The following is a 22,366-nucleotide window of genomic DNA, read 5'->3' on the forward strand; positions in this document are numbered from 1 at the left end:
GGTCAGTAATGTAGATGGCGACTGACCAGCCGCCATCGCGAGCAGGCTCGCTCCCACAGGTTTTGTGCCAGGCATTAGTCAATTGGTGTCGCCGGGTTTTGGTGTTCGGGCCAGGCAGTAGACGTCGACCCGCGTTGCGCCCGCATCCATTAATAGACGAGCCAATGCCTGGGTCGTGGCGCCGGTGGTCAGTACGTCGTCAACCAACGCCAGGTGACGGCCCTTGATCAGTGCTCCGGGCATCAGCGCGAAAGCGTTACGCAGGTTCTTCCTGCGCGCATCGGCCTTCAGCTCCTGTTGCGCGCTGGTGTCCTGAATCCGTTTGAGCAGCTGTTCGTCACAGGGGATATCCAGGCTGGCGCTCAACCAGCGGGCCAGCATCGCGGCCTGGTTGAAGCCCCGTTGGCGCAGACGTTTAGCGGCGAGCGGAACGGGGACCAACGCATCTGGCCGTTCCAGCCCCTCATCGAAGCGATGTTGCAGGTATTGAGCAAGAAGTTCGGCGAGCAAGCGACCAAACGGCCACTTCGCGCTGTGCTTGAATCGGGTGATCAGGCTGTCGACCGGAAAACCATAGGTCCACGGGGCAATGACTTGCTCGAAGGGCGGCGGTTGCTGCAAGCACGGGCCGCACGTCAGGCCCGCCGCGGGTAACGGCAGGGCGCAGGTCTGGCAGTGATCGCCGAGCCAGGGCAGCTCGGTTTCGCAGGCCATGCAGATCGGCGTGGCTTCTTCGGCCGTCTCGTCGCAGAGCAAACAGTGTTGGTTGTTTTTTAACCAGATGTAAACCGGTCCTTCGTATCGTGGTTGACAGCGCATCGCTCTTCCTTAAATATACCGAACATCCGTGTCGCGTCTGTGGGTATTCCGTCCCCCGACCGCTTGCCCAGCATAAAACAAAGGAAACGCCCATGAGCGCCAGCACCTCTGCAACCCTGCGTCATGACTGGTCTTTGGCCGAAGTCAAAGCACTCTTCGTTCAGCCATTCAATGACCTGCTGTTTCAGGCGCAGACCGTGCACCGCGCGCATTTCGACGCCAACCGTGTCCAGGTTTCCACGCTGCTCTCGATCAAGACCGGCGCCTGCCCGGAAGATTGCAAATATTGTCCGCAGTCCGGTCACTACAACACCGGCCTGGAAAAAGAAAAACTGATGGAAGTGCAGAAGGTCCTCGAAGAGGCCGCTCGCGCCAAAGCCATCGGTTCGACGCGTTTCTGCATGGGCGCGGCGTGGAAACATCCGTCGGCCAAAGACATGCCTTACGTGCTGAAGATGGTCGAAGGCGTGAAGGCCATGGGCCTGGAAACCTGCATGACCCTCGGTCGTCTGGACCAGGAGCAGACCGAAGCGCTGGCCAAGGCCGGCCTCGATTACTACAACCACAACCTCGACACTTCGCCGGATTTCTACACCAGCATCATCACCACCCGCACCTACAGCGAACGCCTGCAAACCCTGGCCTACGTGCGTGATTCGGGGATGAAGATCTGCTCCGGCGGCATCCTCGGCATGGGCGAGTCCCTCGATGACCGCGCCAACCTGCTGATCCAGCTGGCCAACCTGCCGGAGCATCCGGAATCGGTGCCGATCAACATGCTGGTGAAAGTCGCCGGTACGCCGCTGGAAAATGCCGAAGACATCGACCCGTTCGACTTCATCCGCATGCTCGCCGTGGCGCGCATCCTGATGCCGAAGTCCCACGTGCGCCTGTCCGCCGGCCGTGAAGCGATGAACGAGCAGATGCAGGCCCTGGCGTTCTTTGCCGGCGCGAACTCGATTTTCTACGGCGACAAATTGCTGACCACCGCCAACCCGCAGGCCGACAAGGACATGCAACTGTTCTCGCGCCTCGGCATCCTGCCGGAAGCGCGCGAAGAGCACGCCGACGAGGTGCATCAGGCCGCCATCGAGCAGGCGCTGGTGGAGCAGAAGAGCAGCGAGCAGTTCTACAACGCCGCCGTCTAACCAACGCGAAACCCTGTAGGAGCGAGGCTTGCCCGCGAAAGAGTCACTGTGGTCGCTCAGTCAGGCCTCGGCGTTCCCTTCGCGGGCAAGCCTCGCTCCTACAGGTTATGTATGTTTTCCTTACTTGCGAGGCCTGCATGTCTTTCGATCTCGCCGCACGCCTTGCTGCCCGTCGTGCCGAAAATCTCTATCGCCAACGCCCTTTGCTCGAAAGCCCCCAGGGCCCGGAAGTGGTGGTCGATGGCCAGCCGTTGCTGGCGTTCTGTAACAACGATTACCTGGGTCTGGCCAATCATCCGCAAGTGATCGAGGCCTGGCGCGCCGGGGCTTCTCGATGGGGCGTCGGCGGCGGCGCTTCGCATTTGGTCATCGGCCACAGCACGCCACATCACGAGCTGGAAGAAGCGCTGGCTGACTTGACCGGCCGCCCGCGCGCGTTGCTGTTCACCACCGGCTACATGGCCAACCTCGGTGCGGTCACCGCGTTGATCGGGCAGGGCGATACGGTGCTGGAAGATCGCCTCAATCACGCCTCGTTGCTCGATGCCGGTTTGTTGTCCGGCGCGCGCTTCAATCGTTATCTGCACAACGATGCAGCGAGCCTGGCCAATCGTCTCGAGAAAGCCACCGGCAATACGCTGGTGGTCACCGACGGCGTGTTCAGCATGGACGGCGATATCGCTGACCTGCCGGCATTGGCCCGAGAAGCCAAGGCCAAAGGTGCATGGCTGATGGTGGATGACGCGCACGGTTTCGGTCCGCTGGGTGCCAATGGCGGCGGGATCGTCGAGCATTTCGGCCTGAGCCAGGAAGACGTGCCTGTGCTGGTCGGCACCCTCGGCAAGGCGTTCGGGACGGCGGGCGCGTTCGTCGCCGGCAGCGAAGAGCTGATCGAGAGCCTGATCCAGTTCGCCCGTCCCTACATTTACACCACCAGCCAACCGCCAGCCCTGGCCTGTGCGACGCTGAAAAGCCTGGAATTGCTGCGCAGCGAACACTGGCGGCGTGAGCATCTGAAAACGCTGATCCGTCAGTTCCGCCACGGCGCCGAGCAGATCGGCCTTGAGTTGATGGACAGCTTCACGCCCATTCAACCGATCATGATCGGCGACGCCGGGCGTGCGGTGCGACTGTCGCAGATGCTGCGCGAACGCGGCTTGATGGTCACGGCGATTCGTCCGCCGACCGTGCCCGCCGGCAGTGCCCGGCTGCGGGTAACCCTGACCGCCGCGCACAGCGAAGCGCAGGTGCAGCTATTGTTAAATGGACTGGCCGATTGTTTTCAACAACTGGGACCGGAGCCAAGCCATGCGTAATCGCCTGATTCTGCTGCCCGGCTGGGGCCTCGGGATTTCTCCGCTGGAACCCTTGGCGGCTGCGTTGCAGGGGCTGGACGAACACCTGCGCGTCGAGATCGAGCCATTGCCGGAACTGGAATCCAGCGACCTTGAAGAATGGCTCGATGAGCTGGATTCGACGATCCCGCAAGACGCCTGGCTTGGCGGCTGGTCCCTCGGCGGCATGCTTGCCTCCGAGTTGGCGGCGCGACGCGGTGATCGTTGCTGCGGCTTGCTGACCCTGGCGAGCAATCCTTCTTTTGTTGCCCATGAACAGTGGCCGAGCGCGATGTCCGGCGAGACGTTTGATGCGTTTCTGGCAGGCTGCAATGCCGATCCGCGCATGACCTTGAAACGCTTTTCGCTGCTGTGCGCGCAAGGCGCCGAAGACCCGCGCGGGCTGTCGCGGCTGCTGCTCGGTGGTGCGCCAAACGCCTCTGCTGCGGTGTTGATGAGCGGCCTGGAGTTGCTGGCACAACTGGATACCCGCCAGGCGTTGCAGGCCTTTCGCGGTCCGCAGTTGCACCTGTTCGCCGGCCTTGACGGACTGGTTCCGGCCGAAGCGGCGGGGGACTTGCTGGCGTTGCTGCCGGATGTCGAAATCGGTCTGATTGAACAGGCCAGCCACGCGTTTCTTCTGGAAGACCCTCACGGTGTGGCGGGGGCGATCCAGGCCTTTTTGCATGAGTCCGGTGATGACTGATTTATCCCTTCCCAGCCTGCCCGGCGGCCTGCCGGACAAACGCCAAGTGGCGGCGTCCTTTTCCCGCGCGGCGGCCAGCTACGACAGCGTGGCCGAATTGCAGCGTGACGTCGGCAGCCAGTTGTTGAGCCGTTTGCCGGAAGATTTCGTGCCTGGTCGCTGGCTGGACCTGGGCTGTGGCACCGGGCATTTCAGTCGTGTGCTGGGTGAGCGTTTTCCTGGCGGTCACGGCGTGGCGCTGGACATCGCCGAAGGCATGCTCAATCACGCGCGGCCATTGGGCGGGGCCACGCACTTCATCGCCGGGGATGCGGAGCGGTTGCCATTGCAGGATTCGACCTGTGATTTGATTTTCTCCAGCCTGGCGGTGCAATGGTGCGCGGACTTCGCGTCGGTGCTCAGTGAAGCCCATCGCGTGCTGAAACCCGGTGGAATGTTTGCGTTTGCTAGTCTGTGCGTGGGCACACTGTTTGAGCTGCGAGACAGTTGGCGTCAGGTGGATGGCATGGTGCACGTCAACCGCTTCCGCGAGTTCGGGGTTTATCAACACCTGTGTGCGGCCAGCGGTTTGAAGGTCGCGAGTCTGCAAACCCGTCCTCACGTGCTGCATTACCCGGATGTGCGCAGCCTGACTCATGAACTCAAGGCGCTGGGCGCGCACAATCTGAACCCCGGTCGGCCGGGTGGTTTGACCGGCAGGGCGCGGATCCTCGGCCTGGTCGAGGCGTATGAGCAGTTTCGTCAGGCCCAAGGCCTGCCGGCGACTTATCAAGTGGTGTACGCCGTTTTGGAGAAACCCTTATGAGCGCAGCGTATTTCATCACCGGGACTGACACCGATGTCGGCAAGACCACCGTGGCTGCGGGTTTGCTGTATGCCGCGCGGTTGGCCGGCCTGAGTACGGCGGCGGGAAAACCGGTGGCCTCCGGTTGCGACGTGACGCCCAAGGGCTTACGCAACGCCGATGCGTTGGCGCTGCTAGCGGAATGTTCAGTGCCGCTGACTTATGCACAGGTCAATCCGGTGGCCTTCGAACCGGCCATCGCTCCGCATCTGGCGGCGCGCGAGGCCGGCGTCGCGTTGACGGTGCAATCGTTGCTGACGCCAATGCAGCAGATTCTGGAGATGCAGGCAGATTTCACTCTCATCGAAGGCGCTGGTGGTTGGCGCGTGCCGCTGGCGGATCAGGACAACCTGTCGGACCTGGCCATGGCGCTGGGTTTGCCGGTGATTCTGGTGGTCGGCGTACGGCTGGGCTGCATCAACCATGCGCTGCTGACGGCCGAGGCGATAGCCCGTGACGGTTTGCAATTGGCGGGTTGGGTGGCCAACATCATCGATGCCAAGACCGCGCGCCTTGAAGAAAACCTGGCCACGTTGGCCGAGCGGATCCCGGCGCCGTGCCTGGGGCGCGTGCCGAAACTCAAGTTGGTGACGGCCGAGGCGGTGGCGGAACACCTTCAGCTGGATTTGCTGGACTGAAGTTTCAAGCACTGGTTTTACCTATGACAAGGCACTGTGCCATTAGTGTTTTTGTCGGGCCTTTTGCAGGCGGGTCTGGTTCAATGGCCGCTGTTGATCCTTTGTAGGACGAGTTCTCCCATGGAAATCTCAGGAAGTACCGCTTTTTATGCTGGTCTGAGCACTATTCAGACGGGGCAGAACCGTGTCGATCAAGCCTCCGGCCAGATTGCCAACAATTCGGTCGAGCGTTCGGTGACCAGCCAGTCCTCCGATGCTCAGGTCAATCGCCTGCGCTCGGTTGATCGCAGCCAGCAGTCGGACCTCGCCAGCAACATGGTCGAGATGGCTCAGGGCAAGTTTCAGGTCGAGGCCGGTGTCAAAGTTGCCAAAGCTTCCGATGAAATGCTCGGTACGCTGATCGACACATTCGCTTGATCATCTGCTGAAACCGCTCTGCCAACGCCGCGACCCTTCGCGGCGTTTTTGTGTGTAAGTCCTTCTCTCCCAACTAAACTTTTCTGCAGGACGTGTTGCTCAGTCAACGGCGTTGCGTTGTCGCGTGTGCAGCTTTGCGCGGGGAGTGAAGACGAACGGCAAAAGATCGGCGCTTGACAAGATTTGGGCGTAAACGTATGTTTCAAACAACTGTTTGACCGTCACAACAAATCAACGCGGTCGTTCATTCCCGGTTACATCAGCAGAGGTTTATCGCTATGCCTGACTACAAGGCCCCCTTGCGTGATATTCGCTTCGTTCGTGACGAACTGCTCGGCTACGAAGCGCACTATCAGAGCCTTCCGGCTTGCTCGGACGCAACTCCGGACATGGTTGACGCCATTCTCGAAGAAGGCGCCAAGTTTTGTGAGCAGGTACTGGCTCCGCTGAACCGCGTGGGCGACACCGAAGGCTGCACCTGGAGCGAGTCCGGCGTTAAAACCCCGACCGGCTTCAAAGAAGCCTACAAGCAATTCGTTGAAGGCGGCTGGCCAAGCCTGGCCCACGACGTAGAGCACGGCGGCCAGGGCCTGCCGGAGTCTCTGGGTCTGGCAGTCAGCGAAATGGTTGGCGAAGCCAACTGGTCGTGGGGCATGTACCCGGGCCTGTCGCACGGCGCGATGAACACCATTTCCGAGCACGGCACGCCGGAGCAGCAACACGCCTACCTGACCAAACTGGTCTCCGGCGAATGGACCGGCACCATGTGCCTGACCGAACCGCATTGCGGCACCGACCTGGGCATGCTGCGCACCAAGGCCGAACCTCAGGCCGACGGTTCCTACAAAGTCTCCGGCACCAAGATCTTCATCTCGGCCGGTGAACACGACATGGCCGACAACATCGTCCACATCGTGCTGGCTCGCCTGCCGGATGCACCGGCTGGCACCAAAGGCATCTCGCTGTTCATCGTTCCGAAATTCATGCCGAACGAAGACGGTTCGATCGGTGCGCGCAACGCCGTGTCCTGTGGTTCCCTGGAACACAAAATGGGCATCCACGGCAACGCCACCTGCGTGATGAACTTCGACGCGGCCACCGGTTTCCTGATCGGCCCGGCGAACAAAGGCCTGAACTGCATGTTCACCTTCATGAACACCGCACGTCTGGGTACCGCGCTGCAAGGCCTGGCCCACGCCGAAATCGGTTTCCAGGGCGGCCTGAAATACGCTCGCGATCGTCTGCAAATGCGCTCCCTGACTGGCCCGAAAGCGCCGGAAAAAGCCGCCGACCCGATCATCGTGCACCCTGACGTCCGTCGCATGCTGTTGACCATGAAAGCGTTCGCCGAAGGCAACCGCGCAATGGTTTACTTCACCGCCAAGCAAGTCGACATCGTCAAGTACGGCGTGGACGAAGAAGAGAAGAAGAAGGCCGATGCACTGCTGGCGTTCATGACGCCAATCGCCAAAGCCTTCATGACCGAAGTCGGTTTCGAATCCGCCAACCACGGCGTGCAAATCTACGGCGGCCACGGCTTCATCGCCGAGTGGGGCATGGAGCAGAACGTTCGCGACAGCCGCATTTCGATGCTGTACGAAGGCACTACCGGCATCCAGGCACTCGACCTGCTGGGCCGCAAAGTGTTGATGACTCAAGGCGAGGCCCTGAAAGGCTTCACCAAGATCGTCCACAAGTTCTGCCAGACCAACGAAGGCAACGAAGCCGTTCAGGAATTCGTCGCACCGCTGGCTGCAATCAACAAAGAATGGGGCGAGCTGACCATGAAGGTCGGTATGGCAGCCATGAAAGATCGCGAAGAAGTCGGCGCGGCCTCCGTGGACTACCTGATGTACTCCGGTTACGCCTGCCTGGCCTACTTCTGGGCTGACATGGCACGCCTGGCGGCCGAGAAACTGGCAGCCGGCACCACCGAAACGGCGTTCTACACCGCCAAGCTGCAGACTGCGCGCTTCTACTTCCAGCGCATCCTGCCGCGTACCCGCACTCACGTTGCAACCATGCTGTCGGGCGCCAACAACCTGATGGACATGAAAGAAGAAGACTTCGCACTGGGCTACTAAGCCTTAACGCAGCCTTCTGAAAAAACCGCTGCTCCTTCGGGAGTGGCGGTTTTTTTTCAACTCGACTTTGGTGAAAAAACCACGGTCGGGGGCAGTTCTCCCGTCTTTTGTAACGACCTTTGATGGGGGAACCGTGCATTGCTGGTTGGCCGGATAGTAGTCAGTAATGCGGCGTCAAAAAAACCTTAGCAAATCACTCAGAAAATCAGGGTCACTGCCGTTAAAGTAGTGGGCACAATGCCATCTATAGACATGACGGGTCGGAGCTTTACCCTTGCCGCGTTCTTCCGCTGTACGTTTCAGTCATTTCCTACCCTCACTTCTGCTTTTGCTTGCGGGGCTGGCGGCTGCGTACGTCAAGGACCTGAACGTCTTCTTCACTTCGCTGTTCAACGTGCTGCCTACGTTGGTGCTGTTGCTCGGCGGCGCTTATTGCGCGGTTTACCGACGTCAGCGTGAACTGTTTCTGATGGTCACGGTATACATCGCCTACTACCTGCTCGACACCCAGACCGACTATTACCGCGACAACGGCAGAGTGCGTGAAGACGCCGCCGTGGTCTTTCACCTGTGCTGTCTGTTGCTGCCGCTGATGTTTGGCATATTCGCCGCGTGGCAGGAACGCACCCATCTGTTCCAGGACATGATTGCGCGTTTCGCAGTGTTGCTGGCCGTCGGCAGCGTGGCGTTGGGCCTGGAGCAAAGTTACCCACAGGCGCTGTTGATGTGGCTGTCGGAAATCCGCTGGCCAGCCCTGCATGGCGCGTGGATGAGCCTGATTCAGCTGTCCTACCCCGTGTTTATCGCCTCGTTCCTGCTGCTGAGCTGGCAATACTGGCGCAACCCCAGACCTTTGCACGCCGCCCAGTTGGTGGGTTTGCTCGGGTTGTTCTGGGCGTTGCCGAAGACGTTCATCCTGCCGTTCACCCTGAACATCATGTGCAGCCAGGTGATGTTGATGATTGCCGCGGCGGTTGCCCATGAAGCCTATCAAATGGCCTTCCGCGATGAGCTCACCGGTTTGCCTGGCCGCCGCGCGTTGAACGAACGCATGCAGCGCCTGGGGCGCAATTACGTGCTGGCCATGAGCGACGTCGACCACTTCAAAAAATTCAACGACACCCACGGCCACGACGTCGGCGATCAGGTGCTGCGGCTGGTAGCCAGCAAACTGTCGAAAATCGGCGGCGGCGGTAGGGCGTATCGCTACGGCGGTGAGGAATTTGCGCTGGTGTTCGCGGGCAAGACGCTTGAAGAGTGCATGCCGCACCTGGAAGTCATCCGCGAATCCATCGCCACCTACAACATTCAACTGCGTAACCAGGACAACCGTCCTCAGGATGACCAGCAAGGTCGTCAACGTCGTTCCGGATCAGGGGCTTCGAGTGTGTCGGTCACCGTAAGCATCGGCGTCGCCGAACGCGTGGAACAGCGCAACCCGGAAAAAGTGCTCAAGTCCGCCGACGAGGCGCTCTACGCCGCCAAAGGCGCCGGGCGAAACTGCGTGGTGGCTTACGGTCAGAACCGTCGTGGTGCGGTGCGCGAGGCGGCTGCGGGTTGAGTGATGATGGCGCATTCAGCGTCTGGACTGTGATTGTGAGGCGTGGTCGGCGGCAGTAGGTTTGATCAATCTGCTGCCGGAGAAATGACCATGCCCGAGTACAAAGCTCCCCTGCGCGACATGCGCTTTCTGATCGACCACGTCTTCGACTTTCACAGCAACTACGCCGCACTGGGCGCCACGGATGCCAGTCCGGACATGGTCAATGCGATCCTTGAAGAAGGCGCGAAGTTCTGCGAGAACGTGCTCGCACCGCTCAATCGCAGCGGCGACGAAGAGGGCTGCCATTTCGACAACGGCGTGGTGACAACGCCTACAGGCTTCAAGCAAGCCTTCGCACAATACGTCGAAGGTGGCTGGCATGGTCTGGCGGCCGATCCCGCTTATGGCGGCCAGGGCTTGCCGAGTTCCCTGGGGCTGGTCATCAGCGAGATGGTCGGGTCCAGCAACACTTCCTGGGGCATGTACCCGGGCCTGACGCACGGCGCGATGTCGGCGATCCATGCCCATGGCACCGAAGAACAGAAAAACACCTACCTGAGCAAACTCACCGCGGGCCAATGGACCGGCACCATGTGCCTGACCGAAGCCCATTGCGGCACAGACCTGGGCATCATCAAGACCCGCGCCGTGCCAGCAGCCGATGGCAGTTACGCGATCTCCGGCAGCAAGATTTTCATCTCTGCCGGCGAACACGACATGAGCGACAACATCATTCACCTGGTGCTGGCGAAACTGCCGGATGCGCCTGCGGGCACCAAGGGCATTTCGCTGTTCATCGTGCCTAAATTCCTACCCGATGCCGAAGGTGAGGCGGGTGCGCGCAATGGCGTTTCCTGCGGCTCGATCGAACACAAGATGGGCATCAAGGCTTCGGCCACCTGCGTGCTGAACTTCGACGAGGCCAAGGGCTTTCTGATCGGTGAGCCGAACAAGGGCCTGAACTGCATGTTCACCATGATGAACCATGCGCGTCTCGGCACGGGGATGCAGGGTTTGTGTCTGGGGGAAGCGAGTTTTCAGGGCGCTATCAAATACGCTAATGACCGTTTGCAGATGCGCTCGCTGACCGGCCCCAAAGCACCGGAAAAAGCCGCCGACCCGATCATCGTTCATCCAGATGTGCGTCGAATGTTGCTGACCATGAAGGCCTTCAACGAAGGCAATCGCGCGCTGACCTACTTCACCGCGCAACTTCTGGATGCCGCGCACCTGAGCCCGGATGAAGCCGCGCGGCAGGACGCCGAAGACCTGTTGGCGTTCCTGACGCCGATCTGCAAGGCCTTCATGACCGACACCGGGCTGGAGGTGACCAACCACGGCATGCAGGTGTTCGGCGGCCACGGCTTCATTCGTGAGTGGGGCATGGAGCAGTTGGTTCGCGATTGCCGGATCGCACCGATCTACGAAGGCACCAATGGCATTCAGGCGCTGGATTTGCTCGGGCGCAAAGTGCTCGGCAGCCAGGGCAAATTGCTACGCGGCTTTACCAAAATCGTTCACAAGTTCTGCGCGGCGAACGCCGATCACCCGCAACTCGCCAGCTACGTGGCGCAACTCAACGGGTTGAACCAGCAGTGGGGCGAACTGACCACTCAGGTGGGCATGGCCGCGATGAAGAATCCGGACGAAGTGGGCGCCGCGTCGGTGGATTACCTGATGTACAGCGGTTACATCATCCTCGGTTACTTGTGGCTGCGCATGGCGCTGGTGGCTCAGGCACAGCTGGATGCGGGCAGCGGCGATGCCGATTTCTGCCGGGGCAAACTGGCGACCAACGAGTTTTACTTCAAGCGATTGCTGCCACGCACCGCCGCACATCGCGCGGCCATCGAAGCGGGTAGCGATTGCTTGATGCAACTGCCGGCTGAGTTGTTTGCGCTGTAGCGGTTGCGTTTGAATAGCTTCGCGGGCAAGTCGGATCGCCGCATCGCTCGCTCCTACAGGTCATGCACCAAATCGAAATGGCGCAAACCCTGTAGGAGCGAGGCTTGCCCGCGAAGGCGTTCTCGCAGACACAAAAATGCAATGACCAAAAATTACAAAACGGTCACAGCCTGACCCTATGTGTCGCAAAAGTTGTTGGGTTACACTCGGACCCAACGAAAACACTCTTCCTACGAATCACCTGTAAAGATCCTGCGAGGTTTGCCATGGCTGACTACAAAGCGCCCCTGCGCGATATGCGCTTCGTCCTCAATGAAGTATTCGAGGTCGCCAAGCTCTGGGCCGAGTTGCCTGCACTGGCCGATACCGTCGACGCAGAAACCGTTGAAGCCATTCTTGAAGAGGCCGGCAAGGTCACCAGCAAAAGCATCGCGCCCCTGAGCCGTGCGGCTGACGAAGAAGGTTGCCATTGGGCGGACGGTGCTGTCACCACGCCGGCAGGTTTCCCACAGGCTTATCAGACTTATGCTGAAGGCGGTTGGGTCGGCGTCGGTGGCGATCCGACCTACGGCGGCATGGGCATGCCCAAGGCGGTTTCGGCCCAGGTCGAAGAAATGGTCAACTCCGCGAGCCTGTCGTTCGGTCTGTACCCGATGTTGACCGCCGGTGCTTGCCTGTCGATCAACGCCCACGCCAGCGACGAGCTGAAAGCCGCCTACCTGCCGAACATGTACGCCGGCGTCTGGGCCGGTTCCATGTGCCTGACCGAGCCTCACGCCGGTACAGACCTGGGCATCATCCGCACCAAGGCTGAGCCTCAGGCGGACGGTTCCTACAACGTCAGCGGCACCAAGATTTTCATCACCGGCGGCGAACACGACCTGACCGAGAACATCATTCACCTGGTACTCGCCAAACTGCCGGATGCACCGGCGGGGCCGAAAGGCATTTCGCTGTTCCTGGTACCGAAGTTCATGGTCAATGCCGATGGCAGCCTCGGTGCACGTAACCCGGCGACCTGCGGTTCGATCGAACACAAGATGGGCATTCAGGCCTCCGCGACTTGCGTGATGAACTTCGACGAAGCCGTGGGTTACCTGGTCGGCGAGCCGAACAAAGGCCTGGCGGCGATGTTCACCATGATGAACTACGAGCGTCTGGGCGTCGGTATCCAGGGCCTGGCCTCTGGCGAACGTTCTTACCAGAACGCCGTTGAATACGCCCGCGACCGCCTGCAAAGCCGTTCGCCGACCGGCGCGCAGAACAAGGACAAAGTGGCCGACCCGATCATCGTCCACCCGGACGTGCGTCGCATGCTGCTGACCATGAAAGCCTCGAACGAAGGCGGCCGTGCTTTCTCGACTTACGTGGCCATGCAACTGGACACCGCCAAGTTCAGTGAAGACGCGACCACCCGCAAACGCGCGGAAGACCTGGTGGCGCTGCTGACCCCGGTAGCCAAGGCATTCCTGACTGACCTCGGTCTGGAAACCACCGTTCACGGCCAGCAGGTTTTCGGCGGCCACGGTTACATCCGTGAGTGGGGCCAGGAACAACTGGTTCGCGATGTGCGCATCACTCAGATCTACGAAGGCACCAACGGCATCCAGGCGCTGGACCTTGTAGGACGCAAGATCGTTGGCAGCGGCGGGGCGTTCTACAACCTGTTCGCCGACGAGATTCGTCACTTCACCGCGACAGCCAGCACTGAGCTGGACGAGTTCACCAAGCCGCTGAACGATGCTGTGACCACCCTCGACGAACTGACGGCGTGGTTGCTGGATCGGGCGAAAAACAACCCGAATGAAATCGGTGCGGCTTCGGTCGAATACCTGCAAACTTTCGGTTACGTGGCTTACGCCTACATGTGGGCACTGATGGCCAAGGCCGCCTTCGGCAAAGAAGCGCAGGACGATTTCTACGCGAGCAAATTGGGCACGGCGCGGTTCTATTTCGCACGCCTGCTGCCGCGTATTCACTCGTTGAGTGCGTCGGTGAAGGCCGGTAGCGAGTCGCTGTTCCTGCTGGACGCGGCGCAGTTCTGACAATGTAACGTCATGTAAGCATTCTCTTACATGACGTGCTGCTTTTCTCCCATAGATGCAAATTGGATCCACGGCTAATCTACTTCACATGGACGTCGCGCAGGAAGCGCAAAGCAACAACACGGACACGTAGGATTCTGCCAGGACGGCGGAGTGAAATGGATGTCAGGGAAACAGTCTGCAAAGCCCCGCTTCGGCGGGGTTTTCTTTTGCCCGCAGAAAAGTAGTCAGCTCATCCCGTCCAGGGTTGTCGGGACTTCATTCGGGCCATTCATCACTTCTTCAAGCAAGGTCCGCAACAACGCCAATGACGCTTGTTGCCGTTGCACATCGCGACACACCAACCCGACTTTCAATGGCACCCGTGGCTCGGTCAGCGGCTTCCAGAGCAGTTCGTCATTGCCCAGCATCTTCTGCGAGCGGCCGGGCAGGACGGTCGCCAACCGTGTGTGCGGCAGGCTGTCGAGAATCCCCGCCATGTTGTTCAGTTCTGCCTGCACTTGCGGGCGTCGTCCCAGGCTGGCCAGTTGCGTCTGCCAGATCTGTCGCACTTGAAACTCTTCACCCAGCAGCAACATCGGCAACTCGGCGGCCTGACTCATGGAAACTTTCTTGAATTCGCGCAGCGGATGATCCGCCGGGATGACCAGTGTCAGTTCATCTTCGTACAGCATCACGCCGTGTAGCCCCGGCTGACGGGGCGGCAGGTAACTGATGCCGATGTCCAGCGAACCGTTGAGCAGCCGTCGTTCGATTTCCAGTCCCGTCAGTTCATAGATCTGCACCACCAGGTGCGGCTGCGCCTTGCGCACGCGTTCGAGCATCTGCGGCACCAGGCTGGTGTGGACGGTTTGCAGCACGCCAATGGCCAGGGTGCGCAGCGCTTGTCCCTTGAAGTTGCCCAATGCTTCACGCGCCCGTTGCAGGCCATCGAGCAAGGGCAGGGCGTGGTTGTACAACGTGTGCGCGGCCAGGGTCGGCAGCAAGCGTTTACTGCTGCGCTCGAACAGGCTCACATCGAGGTGTTGTTCAAGCTGGCGAATCTGTTGGGAGAGTGCCGGTTGGGAGATTGAAAGCCGCTCGGCGGCCCGGCCCACATGGCCCTCTTCGTAGACCGCGACGAAATAACGCAGTTGTTTAAAATCCATAAGTTTTACTTATCGAAAATGCTGGGAAATCGAAATGGCTCAAGGTCCTGCCTGAGCCTAGTCTAACCGCATTCACAGGGCTTACAGGGCCATAGAACGCGATGACTACCGTTTACGCCGAAGGTGTTTACATAGGTAAGGCAAAACACTTCAAACGAGGTGTTTTCGGATGAATTTGTTCAATTTACGACGCAACGCTCCCAGCCTTGATGACCTGAGCGCGGACACTTTCCTGTCGTACAGAAGTGACAATCTTTCCAGTGAGTGCTTGATGCCCAGTGTCGAGCGGCCGAAACAGATTTTTGTGCGCGGTCAGGGCTCCTGGTTGTGGGACAGCGAAGACCGCGCCTATCTGGATTTTTCCCAGGGCGGCGGGGCCAATAGCCTCGGACATAGCCCTTCGGTACTGGTCAACGCAATCACGGCGCAAGCTCAATCGCTGATCAACCCCGGTTTCGGCCTGCACAACCGCGGCATGCTCAACCTCGCCGAGCGGCTCTGCATCAGCACTGGCAGTGACCAGGCGTACCTGCTCAACAGTGGCAGTGAAGCCTGTGAAGCGGCGATCAAACTGGCGCGCAAGTGGGGCCAGCAACATCGTGGCGGTGCGTCGCGGATCATCGTGGCCAACAACGGTTGCCATGGCCGTAGTCTCGGGACGATCCCGGCGTCGGACAGTTCCAGGCTGACCAACCGCTTCGAGCCGCAACTTCCAGGCTTCAGCCACGTACCGTTCAATGATCTGGCCGCCCTGCACGCCGCCGTTGATGCCCGGACCGTGGCAATCATGCTTGAGCCGATCCAGAACGAAGCCGGGGTCATTCCCGCTACCGAGGATTACCTCAAGGGTGTCGAACGCCTGTGCCGTGAGCTTGGCATCCTGTTGATCTTCGACGAAGTGCAAACCGGTCTTGGTCGACTCGGCACCTTACTCGCGGAACAGTCCTACGGTGTGCGAGCCGATATCGTCGTCCTCGGCAAAGGCCTGGGCGGAGGTGTGCCCTTGGCGGCGCTGCTGGCGCGAGGCAAAGCCTGCTGCTTTGACGTCGGCGAGCTGACGGGCACTCACCATGGCAACGCGCTGATGACCGCTGCTGGCCTGGCTGTGCTCGATAGTGTGCAGGACAAGGGCTTTCTCGAGCATGTCAGGGAAACCGGCCAGCACTTGGGCGAAGGCCTGGCACGTCTGGCTCATCGCTATGGACACGGCGAACTGCGTGGTCAGGGATTGCTCTGGGGTCTGACCCTGTCCGACGATTCGGCTGACGCCGTAGTCAAAGCAGCGCAGTACGAAGGCTTGCTGCTCGACGCCCCGCAAGCCGATTGCCTGCGATTCACCCCAGCGCTCACGGTCAGCAAATCCAACATCGACGAAATGCTCCTGCGCCTGGCCCGCGCCTTTTCCCGCGTGCGCACCGCACAACTGCAATGCCGCAAAGGGATTGCCGTCTGATCAGAACCGCCCTACACGAATTCCCGAACCGTCTCGCGGTATAACGCATCGCCCCACGTTTGATTCTTTTGACGTGGGGCGTTTTTTTGTCTCTGCGTTTTGCCAAGCGCACTTCGTCGCTTGAACGGGAGCTAAATCGGTGGCTTTTTAGAAAAGCCGGCAGGGAGTGCCGGTGCCAGTGAAGGATTCCTGGTTTTGATTTCTATACCACTCAGTGGTATGTTTTTTGGAAGGGATGCCGATTTCACCGAGAGGGAAAGTGGCGAAGACCTACGAGGGGCTGACAGAGTTGCAAGTCCAGTACCTACTGGATACGAGGGAGTTTGTGGAGATACACCATGAGTAAGAAATACAAAAGCGACGTGTTTGAGTCGATTCACGAATCCGCCAGTGCCTTGTACGCCATCGGCGCAATCAGCAAGGCAACCATGCGCGAGTTCGATGAATCCTGTCTCGCGACGGTGCCGGACGCGATTCCTGCAGAGCAGATCAAAGCGCTGCGTGAGCGCAACAACGTCAGCCAACCGGTGTTTGCGCGTTATCTGAACACGAGCGCGTCGACGGTCAAACAGTGGGAAGCTGGGGCTAAACACCCCAGTGGCATGGCGCTGAAGTTGTTGAGCATCGTACAGAAACACGGTCTGGAGATACTGGCCTGAGGAACAGCACTGAACCCTGACGAACGGTGTTGGTCGATTAGCAGTAAGGCTCACGTGAGCCCACTTCAATTCAGGAGCTACCCCATGGATTTCATTCGCATCCTCATCGCCATTCTATTGCCGCCACTGGGCGTGTTTCTGCAAGTCGGTTTCGCTGGCGCGTTCTGGCTGAATATTCTGCTGACGTTGTGCGGATACATTCCGGGGATCGTGCATGCGGTGTACATCATCGCCAAGCGCTAAGGTTCGCAGCGCAAGATAGATCGCATTCGCTGGCAAGCCAGCTCCCACAGAGTTTGTGCACGCTGAAGATCCTGTAGGAGCGTGGCTTGCCCGCGAAGGGCGCGACAAGGTTTCAGCTTTCGAGCGCCATCACCCGTCGATAAAACAACCACTCCTGCTCTAGCGCATGGGCCTGATTGCCGGCCTTGCGGAAGCCGTGACGTTCGTCCGCGTAATAATGCGCCTGTACCAGAATGCCGTTTTGCTGCAGCGCCTCGGCCATGTCGCGGGTCTGTTGCGGCACGACCACAGCGTCCAGTTCGCCCTGAAAGAAAATCACCGGCACGCTGATGTTGCTCGCATGCAGCAGGGGTGTGCGTGCGGCGTAGCGCTCGGCGTCCAGCTCGGGATCGCCAATCAGCCAATCCAGGTAATCGCCTTCGAACTTGTGGGTTGCGCGGCCCAGGGCAACGGGATCGCTGACGCCGTAAAGGCTGGCACCAGCGCGAAAGACCTTCTTGAACGCCAACGCACACAGCGTGGTGTAGCCGCCGGCACTGCCACCGCGAATAAACGCCTGGTCGCCATCGATCAATCCGCGCTCTGCGAGATGGGCGACTACTGCGCAGGCATCTTCCACATCCACTTCACCCCAACTCAAATGCAGCGCCTGGCGATAGGCCCGGCCGTAGCCGCTGCTGCCACGGTAGTTGAGGTCGGCCACGGCGAAGCCGCGTTGTGCCCAGTACTGGATGCGCGGATCAAGCATCGGGTAGCACGCCGAAGTCGGACCGCCGTGGATGAAAACCACCAGCGGCGGTTTCGCTTCGCCGGTCATCGCCGGGTAGAAGAAGCCGTGAGCCTCGCCCGAACCGCTCGGGTAGCGCAGGGTTTGCGCGATGCTGATCTGATCGGCGGGCAGCGGCGCGATTCCACCGGCCAATACCCTGACGGCTCGGGTCTTGCGGTCGATGGCGATCACGGCTGATGAACTGACCGGCGAAGCGGCGATGCAGTAGATGAATTGTTCATCCAGTGCGAGATGTCGGAATCGGCTGTAGTCCCCGGTGAAATCTTCTGTAGCGTCACCGCCAATGCCCAGTCGGCCGAACCCGCCTTCGGTCCAACTGGCCAGATAGCTGTTTTCACTCAAGGGCAGCCAAGTGCAACCACCCAACTGCCAGGGCGCGGGTCCATGATCCGCCGCAGCGCTGGGCAACGGGCGCAACCCATCGGAAGACTCCGCCCACGGCTGCCAGTAACCGCCGCGATCCGTCAGGCAAAGCAGTCGGCCACGGTCATCAAATCGCGGTTGTTGCAACGACTCCTGAATATCTTCACCCGCCAGGCAGCGCACTTGAGCGTAACGGCCATCGCTCTGGCGCTCGGCAACCATTAGGCGCGTCGCGGTCCATGGCTGGTCCGGACGGCTCCATTCGATCCAGGCCAGCCGTCGAGCATCGGGGCTCAGTGTCGGCGAGGCATAAAAGTCAGCACCCTCGGCCAACAGATGCCGCGTGCTGTCCGCCAGATCGATGGCCACCAGACGATGTCGATCCCGATGTTCTTCAACGGCCAACACTTGCCCGTTGGCAAATTGCAGATCGCCGTAGCGGCATTCACCGGACGTCAGCGCTTCGGGCGTTTCGCCTTTGAGCGATTGGCGATACAGCTGCTGATCCGCCTCGTTGACGAAAACTACCCCGTCATCTGTCAGACAGAATGCTCCGCCGCCATATTCGTACACCCGACTGCGCACGCTGAAACCCATTGGCGTCAGGCAATGCGCCTGGCCATCACGCCAATGCCAGATTCGACAAGCGGCGTCCTCGGGACGGTACTCGTTCCAGAACAGGCCATGCTGGCCAACCTGCAGTTCGGCAAAGTCGACACCGGCAGCGACCGCTTTGGCGGCGCTGAAGGGTTCAGCTTTTTGCGATGAGTCGTGAGTTTCGTTCATTGCGAAAGGCCAGTTGTTCGATGGTCTGGGTCGCGTGCTCGGCTTCTTCGCGGGCCTTGAGAATCACGCCGTGATGTTCCGACTTGCTGCACACCGGGTCGGCGTTGCTGGCGTCACCGGTGAGCATGAAGGCCTGGCAGCGGCAGCCACCGAAGTCCTTTTCTTTCTCGTCGCACGAGCGGCAGGGCTCGGGCATCCAGTCGTAACCGCGAAAGCGGTTGAAGCCAAACGAGTCGTACCAGATGTGCTGCATGCTGTGATCGCGCACGTTAGGAAACTGCACCGGCATCTGTCGGGCGCCGTGACACGGCAGCGCGGTTCCGTCCGGGGTTACTGTCAGAAAAATACTGCCCCAACCGTTCATGCAGGCTTTCGGTCGTTCTTCGTAATAGTCCGGCGTGACGAAAATCAGCTTGCACGGATGCCCTTCGGCTTCCAGTTTGGCGCGGTATTCGTTGGTGATGCGTTCGGCCCGGACCAGTTGTTCCTTGGTCGGCAACAGACCGACCCGATTGAGCTGCGCCCAGCCGTAGAACTGGCACGTGGCGAGTTCGACGAAGTCCGCCTCAAGGGCGATGCACAGCTCGATGATCCGGTCGATCTTGTCGATGTTGTGCCGATGGGTGACGAAGTTCAGCACCATTGGATAACCGTGTGCTTTCACTGCGCGAGCCATTTCCAGCTTCTGCGCGAAGGCCTTTTTCGACCCGGCCAGCAAGTTGTTCACCTGCTCGTCGCTGGCCTGGAAGCTGATCTGGATATGGTCCAGGCCGGCCTTCTTGAAGTCGCTGATTTTCTGCTCGGTGAGGCCGATGCCTGAGGTGATCAGGTTGGTGTAGAAACCCAACTTGCGCGCCTCGGCAATCAGTTCGGCGAGGTCCTGGCGCACCAGCGGTTCACCGCCGGAAAAGCCCAGCTGCGCCGCGCCCATTTCCCGTGCTTCGCGGAACACCTTGATCCACTGTTCGGTGCTCAACTCTTTGCCTTGCTCGGCGAAATCCAGTGGATTGGAGCAGTACGGGCATTGCAACGGGCAGCGGTAGGTCAGCTCGGCCAGCAGCCACAACGGCAGGCCGATTTCCGGTTTGGGCGGTAACTTGTCCGACACGGAATCAGGCAAGTTCGATCCAGTGCTGAGCACGGGCGACCTCCATGAATTGCTCGATGTCATCACCGAGCTCCGGCACGCCGGGGAACTGCTCGTCGAGTTCGGCGATGATCGCTGCGACATCGCGTTCGCCGTCGATCAAACCGCCGATCAGCGCGGCGCTTTCATTCAGTTTGATCATGCCTTCCGGGTACAGCAGCACATGGCCTTTCTGCGCCGGTTCGTACTGGAACCGGTAGCCTGGACGCCAGGTTGGGGTCTTGCTGCGATCAAAACTCATAAGCTGATTCCTTTGTGCCAGACCCGTTGCTCGGTCACGCTGTGATACGGCGGGCGTTTCAGTTCGTAGGCCATGCTCATGGCATCGAGCATGCTCCAAAGAATGTCCAGTTTGAACTGGAGAATTTCCAGCATGCGCTCCTGTCCTTCACGCGTCGTGTAGTGCTGCAGGGTGATCGCCAGACCGTGTTCGACGTCGCGGCGCGCCTGGCCCAGACGGGTGCGGAAATATTCGTAACCGGCCGGGTCGATCCACGGGTAATGCTGCGGCCAGCTGTCGAGGCGCGACTGGTGGATCTGCGGCGCGAACAGCTCGGTCAAAGAGCTGCTGGCGGCTTCCTGCCAACTGGCCCGGCGGGCGAAGTTGACGTAGGCGTCCACGGCGAAACGCACGCCGGGCAACACCAGTTCCTGCGAGCGCAGTTGGTCCGGGTCGAGGCCGACGGCCTGTCCCAGACGCAGCCACGCTTCGATGCCGCCGTCTTCGCCGGGGGCGCCGTCATGGTCGAGCAGGCGTTGAATCCACTCGCGACGGATTTCCCGGTCCGGGCAGTTGGCCAGAATCGCGGCGTCCTTCAGGGGGATGTTCACCTGATAGTAGAAGCGGTTGGCGACCCAGCCCTGGATTTGCTCGCGGGTCGCCCGGCCTTCGTACATCGCCACGTGATAGGGGTGATGGATGTGGTAATAGGCGCCCTTGGCGCGCAGGGCGGCTTCGAATTCGGCGGGGGACAGTGGGGTGTCAGTCATTTTGGTCTCCGGGGAATAACCGGTGGATTCTGTTGTGTCTGTTCGGACGCTTTCGCGGGCAAGCCTCGCTCCTACAGGGATAGCGCTGCCTCTGTAGGAGCGAGGCTTGCCCGCGAAGAGGCCATCCGCTACAACACAATACTCATGCCGTCATACGCCACTTCAACGTCCCGCCGAGCCAGCTCGGCGCGCTCCGGCGAATCCTCATCAAGGATCGGGTTGGTGTTGTTGATGTGGATAAGCACCTTGCGCTGCTTGGGCAACTGTTCCAGCACTTCCAGCATACCGCCGGGGCCGTTCTGCGCCAGATGGCCCATTTCCCGACCGGTGCGGGTGCCGACACCACGGCGCTGCATTTCGTCGTCGTCCCACATCGTGCCGTCCACCAGCAGGCAGTCGCTGCCGGCCATGATCTCCAGCAGCGGCGCGTCGACCTTGCCCAGGCCCGGCGCGTAGAACAGCTTGCCGCCGGTGTTCAGGTCTTCAATGATCAACCCGATGTTGTCGCCCGGATGCGGGTCGAAGCGGTGCGGCGAATACGGTGGCGCGGCACTGCGTAGTGGCAGTGGAGTGAAACGCAGACTCGGGCAGGTCGGGATGGTGAAGCTGCAGTCGAGTTCGATGCGGTTCCAGTTCAGCCCGCCGTTCCAGTGGGTCAGCATGGTAAACAGCGGGAAACCGGTGCTCAGGTCTTCATGGACCATGTCGGTGCACCAGACGTTGTGCGGGCAACCCTCGCGCAGGCTGAGCAGGCCGGTGGTGTGGTCGATCTGGCTGTCCATCAGGATGATCGCGCTGATACCGGTATCGCGCAGGGCGCGGCCCGGTTGCATCGGGGCAAAATTCTGGAGCTGGGCGCGGATGTCCGGCGAGGCGTTGCACAGCACCCAGTTCACGCCGTCATCGGAAATCGCGATGGACGACTGGGTCCGCGCCTTGGCGTTCAGGCTCCCGTCGCGAAAACCTGCGCAGTTCACGCAGTTGCAGTTCCACTGGGGGAAACCGCCGCCGGCGGCGGAACCTAGAATCTGGACAAACATGGGTGCTCCATCATTTCAACGCTGAAAATAAAAACGCCTCGGCAAACCGAGGCGCTGAACGGCAGGACAAGCTTAGCGGCTTGCGAAGTACATGGTGACTTCAAAGCCGATACGCAGGTCGGTGTAAGCAGGTTTGGACCAGGACATGGGAGCGCTCCTTCAGGTGATGGGACGGTTGAGATCTATACATATAGTCCACCTCCAGCCGGAGATGTTCAGATAGTTAGGTGGCTATGTTACTCAAAATTACAGAGCGATTGGCCT

Annotated in this window: 21 protein-coding genes; 13 read left to right on the plus strand and 8 right to left on the minus strand. The window is 60.2% G+C overall.

Going from position 1 to position 22,366, the window contains the following annotated elements:
- Positions 1 to 78: 78 nt before the first annotated feature.
- Complete coding sequence (locus KGB25_RS19195; protein ID WP_223436253.1) at positions 79 to 819, minus strand: ComF family protein; 741 nt, start codon at positions 817 to 819, stop codon at positions 79 to 81.
- Between the two features lie 92 nt (positions 820 to 911).
- Here KGB25_RS19195 and bioB point away from each other — a divergent pair, with 92 nt between their 5' ends.
- The 10 genes from bioB (at position 912) to KGB25_RS19245 (ending at position 13,483) form a co-directional block, all read left to right on the plus strand.
- Positions 912 to 1,967 carry a biotin synthase BioB gene (gene bioB / locus KGB25_RS19200; RefSeq protein WP_008024223.1) on the plus strand — a complete coding sequence of 352 codons (1,056 nt, stop codon included), beginning with the start codon at positions 912 to 914 and terminating at the stop codon, positions 1,965 to 1,967.
- Between the two features lie 137 nt (positions 1,968 to 2,104).
- Positions 2,105 to 3,283, plus strand: a complete 1,179-nt coding sequence (bioF, locus tag KGB25_RS19205) for an 8-amino-7-oxononanoate synthase (protein ID WP_223436255.1) — start codon at positions 2,105 to 2,107, stop codon at positions 3,281 to 3,283.
- Positions 3,276 to 4,007 (plus strand): alpha/beta fold hydrolase, encoded by a 732-nt coding sequence (locus KGB25_RS19210; RefSeq protein ID WP_223436257.1) that lies wholly within the window; start codon positions 3,276 to 3,278, stop codon positions 4,005 to 4,007. The genes bioF and KGB25_RS19210 overlap by 8 nt, the downstream gene beginning before the upstream one ends.
- Entirely contained in the window at positions 4,000 to 4,812 is an 813-nt protein-coding gene (gene bioC / locus KGB25_RS19215; protein ID WP_223413648.1) for a malonyl-ACP O-methyltransferase BioC, read from the plus strand. Before KGB25_RS19210 ends, bioC begins: the two co-directional genes overlap by 8 nt.
- Positions 4,809 to 5,489, plus strand: a complete 681-nt coding sequence (gene bioD, locus KGB25_RS19220) for a dethiobiotin synthase (RefSeq protein WP_223436259.1) — start codon at positions 4,809 to 4,811, stop codon at positions 5,487 to 5,489. The genes bioC and bioD overlap by 4 nt, the downstream gene beginning before the upstream one ends.
- A gap of 120 nt (positions 5,490 to 5,609) precedes the next feature.
- Positions 5,610 to 5,906 carry a hypothetical protein gene (locus KGB25_RS19225; protein WP_008024213.1) on the plus strand — a complete coding sequence of 99 codons (297 nt, stop codon included), beginning with the start codon at positions 5,610 to 5,612 and terminating at the stop codon, positions 5,904 to 5,906.
- Positions 5,907 to 6,184: 278 nt separating this feature from the next.
- Positions 6,185 to 7,990: a phenylacyl-CoA dehydrogenase gene (locus tag KGB25_RS19230; RefSeq protein WP_008024212.1), complete on the plus strand. Its 1,806-nt coding sequence runs from the start codon at positions 6,185 to 6,187 to the stop codon at positions 7,988 to 7,990.
- 274 nt (positions 7,991 to 8,264) lie between these two features.
- Positions 8,265 to 9,551, plus strand: a complete 1,287-nt coding sequence (locus KGB25_RS19235) for a GGDEF domain-containing protein (RefSeq protein WP_008024209.1) — start codon at positions 8,265 to 8,267, stop codon at positions 9,549 to 9,551.
- Positions 9,552 to 9,641: 90 nt separating this feature from the next.
- Entirely contained in the window at positions 9,642 to 11,438 is a 1,797-nt protein-coding gene (locus KGB25_RS19240; RefSeq protein ID WP_223436261.1) for an acyl-CoA dehydrogenase C-terminal domain-containing protein, read from the plus strand.
- 266 nt (positions 11,439 to 11,704) lie between these two features.
- Positions 11,705 to 13,483 carry an acyl-CoA dehydrogenase C-terminal domain-containing protein gene (locus tag KGB25_RS19245; RefSeq protein ID WP_207284822.1) on the plus strand — a complete coding sequence of 593 codons (1,779 nt, stop codon included), beginning with the start codon at positions 11,705 to 11,707 and terminating at the stop codon, positions 13,481 to 13,483.
- Positions 13,484 to 13,710: 227 nt separating this feature from the next.
- Here KGB25_RS19245 and KGB25_RS19250 read toward each other — a convergent pair whose 3' ends face one another.
- Complete coding sequence (locus tag KGB25_RS19250; RefSeq protein ID WP_008024202.1) at positions 13,711 to 14,631, minus strand: LysR family transcriptional regulator; 921 nt, start codon at positions 14,629 to 14,631, stop codon at positions 13,711 to 13,713.
- 169 nt (positions 14,632 to 14,800) lie between these two features.
- Between KGB25_RS19250 and KGB25_RS19255 the strand changes: the two genes are divergently transcribed.
- From KGB25_RS19255 to KGB25_RS19265, 3 genes are all read left to right on the plus strand, one after another.
- Complete coding sequence (locus KGB25_RS19255) at positions 14,801 to 16,084, plus strand: aspartate aminotransferase family protein (protein WP_207284821.1); 1,284 nt, start codon at positions 14,801 to 14,803, stop codon at positions 16,082 to 16,084.
- A gap of 338 nt (positions 16,085 to 16,422) precedes the next feature.
- Entirely contained in the window at positions 16,423 to 16,743 is a 321-nt protein-coding gene (locus KGB25_RS19260) for a helix-turn-helix domain-containing protein (RefSeq protein WP_192227622.1), read from the plus strand.
- An 84-nt stretch (positions 16,744 to 16,827) separates the two neighbouring features.
- On the plus strand, positions 16,828 to 16,986 hold the full coding sequence (locus tag KGB25_RS19265) for a YqaE/Pmp3 family membrane protein (RefSeq protein ID WP_207284819.1): 159 nt from the start codon (positions 16,828 to 16,830) through the stop codon (positions 16,984 to 16,986).
- Positions 16,987 to 17,098: 112 nt separating this feature from the next.
- On the opposite strand, the gene KGB25_RS19270 is transcribed toward KGB25_RS19265, so the two are convergent.
- From KGB25_RS19270 to pqqA, 6 genes are all read right to left on the minus strand, one after another.
- Positions 17,099 to 18,925: a S9 family peptidase gene (locus KGB25_RS19270; RefSeq protein ID WP_223436263.1), complete on the minus strand. Its 1,827-nt coding sequence runs from the start codon at positions 18,923 to 18,925 to the stop codon at positions 17,099 to 17,101.
- Positions 18,891 to 20,066, minus strand: coding sequence for a pyrroloquinoline quinone biosynthesis protein PqqE (gene pqqE / locus KGB25_RS19275; protein WP_008024195.1), 1,176 nt, complete (start codon positions 20,064 to 20,066; stop codon positions 18,891 to 18,893). The genes KGB25_RS19270 and pqqE overlap by 35 nt, the downstream gene beginning before the upstream one ends.
- Positions 20,038 to 20,313, minus strand: a complete 276-nt coding sequence (pqqD, locus tag KGB25_RS19280; RefSeq protein WP_223436265.1) for a pyrroloquinoline quinone biosynthesis peptide chaperone PqqD — start codon at positions 20,311 to 20,313, stop codon at positions 20,038 to 20,040. The genes pqqE and pqqD overlap by 29 nt, the downstream gene beginning before the upstream one ends.
- Positions 20,310 to 21,062 carry a pyrroloquinoline-quinone synthase PqqC gene (pqqC, locus tag KGB25_RS19285; RefSeq protein ID WP_192416808.1) on the minus strand — a complete coding sequence of 251 codons (753 nt, stop codon included), beginning with the start codon at positions 21,060 to 21,062 and terminating at the stop codon, positions 20,310 to 20,312. The genes pqqD and pqqC overlap by 4 nt, the downstream gene beginning before the upstream one ends.
- A gap of 128 nt (positions 21,063 to 21,190) precedes the next feature.
- Entirely contained in the window at positions 21,191 to 22,102 is a 912-nt protein-coding gene (gene pqqB / locus KGB25_RS19290; RefSeq protein WP_192227626.1) for a pyrroloquinoline quinone biosynthesis protein PqqB, read from the minus strand.
- A 72-nt stretch (positions 22,103 to 22,174) separates the two neighbouring features.
- Positions 22,175 to 22,249, minus strand: coding sequence for a pyrroloquinoline quinone precursor peptide PqqA (pqqA, locus tag KGB25_RS19295; protein WP_009045898.1), 75 nt, complete (start codon positions 22,247 to 22,249; stop codon positions 22,175 to 22,177).
- Positions 22,250 to 22,366: the final 117 nt, after the last annotated feature.

The organism is Pseudomonas sp. BF-RE-21, assembly GCF_019947305.1.
GTDB lineage: Bacteria > Pseudomonadota > Gammaproteobacteria > Pseudomonadales > Pseudomonadaceae > Aquipseudomonas > Aquipseudomonas migulae.